The following is a 5,496-nucleotide window of genomic DNA, read 5'->3' on the forward strand; positions in this document are numbered from 1 at the left end:
GCTCTGGGAAGACTGAGGAAAGGTGCTGAAGGGAAATTAGAGAGAGGATTTTCGAAGGAGATCTCAGACTCGTCGAAAGCGGCCGAGAACCTTATCAATTCTATATAGTCTCTTCTGGTGGTCTTTTACTCAAAAGTGAAGGAGTAAATGACAGGATATATATGGCCGGTGAACTCGCCGATCCGATCACCATAACCGGTTGTAACCACAGTGGAGATCTTTTCACCATAGGCTATTCGTCGGTACTGGTCGGCAGCAAGGAGGAATTAAGAGAATACCTGGTAGCCAAACCTGAAAGACTGAAAAGAGTCTTCGACAGTGTCCGTCAGGAAATATCTGCCTGTGAACGTTACAGAGATATGGACTTCGAGGATTACATGAAGAAGCTCATACAGGCCAAACAAAGATGGCTCGATGAGTTCCCTCCGCTTCTCTTCGGTGAAAAATCTCTCTATCGTAAAGGTGTAAAGCTCATAGAGAGAGGTGAATTTGCTGAGGCCGAAGAGGTTCTCAAATTCTACATCTCTCATTACGAGAACTCACCTCTGACCTGGCCGGCGATGATCTTTTATGCGGTAAGCTGTATCTACAACAGGAAAGTAGAAGTCTCCCTCAAGACCATCGTTCAGATCATGAGTGGAGCAAACAACGAACTTTCTTTTCTTGCAAGGAAGATGGTTTGTTATCTCGAACTTCTCGAGACCTCCTATAGACTGATAACTAAAGGCCCGGGTTACGGTAAGGATTTCTTCAATCATTTCGCCGATCTCCTGTCGGACAGATCCTCCAGGGCCAGGGGCGATACAGTTATATTTGAGGAAGGGAACAAGTCCAACAACGTGGTCTTTCTGCTGGAAGGAAATCTGAAATTTCTTAAAACAAGCAGAAGTAGGACATCGCTACTCTTCACAATCGACGCTCCTGACTCGGTTGGAGAGATCCACGCATTCACCGGAGGAAGCTGGGATACTACGGTGGTTGCAGGTGACGATTCAAGGTTCGCGGTTCTTGGTGACGAAGAGTTTTTCGATATTCTAATAGAAAAATTTCCCCCGGAGGGGTTCAGACTGCTCGAATATCTGCTCGGCTATTCAAGAGAGATGCGGGGCTATTGAGCCCCGTTTTTTTCAATGAAGCTTATAGATCATCTCAGTCTGCACGAGTAGTATTTCCGGTTCGAGTTTTTCGGCGGCTTTGAACAACGCATCTTCTTCCGGAACGGTTGGAAACAAGAGAAGATAGCCGTTGCCTTTTGCTATGCCACAGACAGCTTGAAGCACCTCATGAAAATCGGAACGTTCCGATGGACCGGAGTCGACCACATACATAACATCCTCTTTCTGACCCCAGACACAGTATCCGATTTCCCTTTCGCTCTCATCTACTATTCTGTCGAAGTTGTATAAATCCAGGCGGGAAAAATTCGATGGCTCGCGCTGCCATTCAGGCTGTCTGCCGTACTTACCCATAGTACAGAGAGCCTTTTCCATTACTACGTCGGGCGTGGTTCTCTTAAGAACGTAACCGTTATTGCCGCATTTTCTGAGGAAGAAAGTGACCAGGTCCCTCTTCTCGCGAAAACCAAACTTTCTGTAAAAGCCCATGGCCCTCGAATCCTTCTTGAGAACCTCCAGCACTACGCTATCGCTGCCCCTCCATTTACAGATCTTCACCGCCTCGTCAACCATCTGAAAACCGACGCCGCTCCTCCTGAACGATGGAATAACGCCCATAAGATCGATTCTGGCCCGCTTGTCTCTGAAACTGAGCAGAACTATCCCGACCGGTTCATCCTTCATATCCATGACGAACGAATCGGACAGCGAGATACTGTTCTCGTGGACATCGCGATCGAAGCTCTCGAGATTCCACTGCATTCGCAACGCATAATCTTCGAAAATGATGTTGAGGAGATTCACCACATCGACCTTTGAGAGTTCATCCAGCTTTCTAAAAGCTCCTTCAATCACTTTTTATCGCCTCTCGTTTCGAAATAATTGTGTTCCTCTATCAACTCCTCCTGAAGATTCTTCAGCTTCCAGGATATATTGTTCTCCGTCGTGGTGGCGAAGATCCATCTTCTCCCGACAGCCTTTTTGATGAAACTCACCGCACGACCTACGAGCTCGTTTTTGAGACCATCGAAGACGACGAAGCAATACGCTTCGTTCTCGTCCCCCCGCCTTCCTCCGTTGGAAAAGAGTTCCCGCTCAATGTTCTCTCCTTTTAGAATGGATTCGACGGTGTATTGTTCAAATCCGCGGCAATCAACTATTACGATTCCCGGAATTCTCTCTCTCAAAACATCCAGTGCTTCCTGGTCGCACCAGACCAAAATACTCGCTTTTCGATTCACCGCAAACACCTCATTGTATGGGGCTTTTCTTTTTGAATCTCACGGAGAGATTGTCTATCAAGTCGTAAAGAACAGGGGTCAGCAAAAGCGTAAAGAGAGTTCCCACCAGCAATCCTCCGGCGATTATTAGAGCGAGGGGGCTCTCTAATTCCGAACCTTCTGACTTTATGAAAGCCGTAGGGAGTAATGCGACAACAGTCGTCAGAGATGTCATCAGAATCGGCCTTGCCCGCCTGCCAGCCCCTTCAAGGATAGCTTCTCTCTTTTGCATTCCACCCTCCCTCAACTGATTTATCTGAGTTATCATCACTATTCCGTTGTTAACTATGACGCCTGCCAGTGTAAGTACTCCCACCAGGCTGCTGATGTTTATAGTGAGATTGAACAGGTAAGAAACGACGACCACGCCGACAAGAGCCATCGGAAGGGTGCAGAAGATAACCAGTGGATACACCAGTGATTCGAACTGGGCGCCGATTATTAGATACATGAAGACTATCCCTGCTAAGAGAGCAAAGCCGAACTGCTCTATTATCTGCTCTATAAGGTCTCCCTGACCTTTCAGCTGACATTCGGCCAGGCCATCCCGGCCGTCTATGATTGATCTCACTTCTTCTACAACCTGTCCGAGAGGTCTGCCCATCACGTCGGCTTTCACATAGCCAACCCGCTGTTTGTCAAAGTGCTCTATTGTTGAGGGGCTTTCCCTTATCTCCATGCTGGAGACTACGCCGACATAGGTTTTGCTTCCAAGCAAAGAATCGATCGGAAGGGATTTGATCCATTCATACCCCTCTCCCTTTACCTGTTGAAGCTTAACCGGCAAACTCCTTCCGTTCAGGCTGATCTTCCCAAGGTCAATACCTATCGTGTAGGGCTGAATGGCCGCCAGAACCTGTAAGTGGTAAAGGCCGGCAAGTGTGGCCTTGCTCCTGTCTATAGTCAACTCGAGTACATCCTGTCTGTTATCGAAACTGGTCTGTATATTCTCGACACCCTCCAAGCCAGCAAGCTCGATGGCAAAAGCTTCGATCCTGGCCTTCATACTATCAAGATCGCCATCGAATACGGCTATTTCTATGTCTCTGCCGAAGACGGCCTCCAGTTCCAGACCGCTCGTGCCGATGCTGATCTCTCCGCTATATTTTTCAACAATTCCGTCTGTGATCTTCGATAAAATTCTCAACGCATCCTCTGTGGAAATTCGCCTCTCGCCGAGATCCTTCAGATAGACCTGGACAGTGGCCGTGTTCTCCGACGAACCTGCCAGGAGAGCTATTATATCCCCGGTAACACCGGCCATTGTATAGACCGTTTTCAAAGCGAGTTCGGACGAATTACCGAGTATAGAGGCTTCTATCTCTTTTGCCGCCTTTACTGTGGTACCATAATCAGTGTTTTTTGGTAGTGTTATATCAATGGTAACGATGCCGTTGTCAAAGCTTGGTATGAACTCGGTGTCCCTTAAAAAGAAGCCGAATAGACTTATAACGAATATCGCGATGAATACCAGCACGGTTAGAAATCTCCGCTCTAGCAACTTTTTCAAAAAAGCTTTATATCTTACATAGTTGCTTTCCCTGGGTCGCCTGACCCTTATGAATCCTGTGAAGGCTGGAATCATGACTATAGCTATGAACAGCGAAGCGCCCAGAGAAAAGGCCAGTGCAAACGCAAAATATCTGAAGATCTGAGCGGCTAGACCGCTTATGAAGGCGAAAGGCACGAAAACGGCTACGGTTGTCAATGTTGAGGCGAAGATAGCACCAACAACTTCGGAGCCTTCGCCAGCCGCCTCATAAGGTCTCTTCCTGGCTTCGAGGTATCTGTATATGGCCTCTAGTATGACTATGCTGTTGTCAACTATCATTCCTACGGCCATGGTGAGACCTCCCAGGGTCATCAAGTCCAGCCCCAAACCGGAAAAGTAGAGTATCAGTATCGCAGTCAGCAGAGAGAGAGGCATCGAAACCGCTATGGCTAGAGTCGCAACGAAGTTCCTCAAGAAGGCGAAGATCACCAGGGTGGCCACGAGCGCTCCAATAAGCAGATTCCTAAAAAGCCCGTTGATAGCCATGTTGGTGAATTGGCTCGTATCACTGATCGTTATCACTTCCGATTGTGTCTCCGATTTCTCCCACTCTTTAAGTATCTCCGAGATTTCGGCGGCGACATTCACAGTGTTGGCTCCCGATTGCTTTTGAACGGTTAGAACAGCTGCACTTTGACCGTTAACGGAGATCGCACCCCTTATCTCTTGATCTTCCAACTCCACAACGGCTATCTGGTTCAACCTGACGGGAATAGGGATTCCATCAAGCCGGAAGCCCTGACCCGTCTCCAGTGTCAGGGCCGATATCGAACTCCCCATACCTCTGAATCCCACCACCGTGTTCGAAAGCTCTTCCAGCGAAGTGAACTCGCATCGGACCGAAAGAGTGTACACCAGGCCGTCATTCTCCAGAAAACCCATGGGATAGCGCACGCCTTCTTCCAGAACGGTTTTTACTATCTCCAGCGGTATCTCCAGCTCCTCCATTCTCTCTCTATCTAGAGTGACTACAACCTGCTGCTCGGGGATACCGGCGAGCATCACGTTTGCTACTCCGTCGATTCTCGAAAGCGCTCCCATGAGTTTGTTTGTATGAGCCTGGAGATCCTTTGCCTCTCTGGAAGAGATTCCCAGTATATACACCGGTAGAAGCGAGGGATTGAATTCGACTATTATGGGATCTACATCGCTTGCAAGCTCGAAGGAAAACGTATCTATGTAGTCTCTCAATCTCGATACCGCGAAAGCCATGTCGGTATCTCCCTCGAACTCGACCGTAAGTATCGAGTATCCGTCACGCGATTGCGATGAGACACTCTTCACGCCGCTGGCAAAGGAAACGGCGCTTTCTAGAGGATCGGTGATATCTCTTTCAACCTCCCCGGGTGTCGCTCCTATGTACGGAGTCACGATCAGAGCGTAGGGAACGTTCAGATTGGGCAGAAGGTCGACCGGCAGTTTCTGCCAGGAAAAAAGCCCCAGGAATATCAGTGTTCCCATCAAAAGAAAAACAGCAACAGGTCTTCTGGATAGTTCTCCAAGCAATCTTCTCCACATTGAACTCACCCGATAATCACTCTCTAAACAC

General features: G+C 48.3%; 4 protein-coding genes. 1 reads left to right on the top strand and 3 read right to left on the bottom strand.

What is annotated here, in order from left to right; translation table 11 throughout:
- Positions 1-161: 161 nt before the first annotated feature.
- Entirely contained in the window at positions 162-1,115 is a 954-nt protein-coding gene (locus PKX57_RS11090; RefSeq protein WP_213919695.1) for a cyclic nucleotide-binding domain-containing protein, read from the top strand.
- A gap of 12 nt (positions 1,116-1,127) precedes the next feature.
- Here PKX57_RS11090 and PKX57_RS11095 read toward each other — a convergent pair whose 3' ends face one another.
- The 3 genes from PKX57_RS11095 to PKX57_RS11105 are packed head-to-tail and all read right to left on the bottom strand — an operon-like array spanning position 1,128 to position 5,465.
- A complete protein-coding gene (locus PKX57_RS11095; RefSeq protein WP_213919694.1) occupies positions 1,128-1,970 on the bottom strand; it encodes a GNAT family N-acetyltransferase in 843 nt (280 codons plus the stop codon).
- Positions 1,967-2,356: a DUF3783 domain-containing protein gene (locus PKX57_RS11100; RefSeq protein WP_213919693.1), complete on the bottom strand. Its 390-nt coding sequence runs from the start codon at positions 2,354-2,356 to the stop codon at positions 1,967-1,969. The genes PKX57_RS11095 and PKX57_RS11100 overlap by 4 nt, the downstream gene beginning before the upstream one ends.
- Positions 2,357-2,366: 10 nt before the next feature.
- Entirely contained in the window at positions 2,367-5,465 is a 3,099-nt protein-coding gene (locus PKX57_RS11105; protein WP_214047903.1) for an efflux RND transporter permease subunit, read from the bottom strand.
- Positions 5,466-5,496 lie beyond the last annotated feature (31 nt).

Origin of the sequence: Mesotoga sp. (assembly GCF_035363035.1) — a bacterium.
GTDB lineage: Bacteria > Thermotogota > Thermotogae > Petrotogales > Kosmotogaceae > Mesotoga.

Bases quoted from the DNA above. Each gene is read 5' to 3' on its own strand.
- PKX57_RS11090 (WP_213919695.1), top strand. From the start codon at position 162: ATGGCCGGTGAACTCGCCGATCCGATCACCATAACCGGTTGTAACCAC.
- PKX57_RS11105 (WP_214047903.1), bottom strand. From the start codon at position 5,465: ATGTGGAGAAGATTGCTTGGAGAACTATCCAGAAGACCTGTTGCTGTT.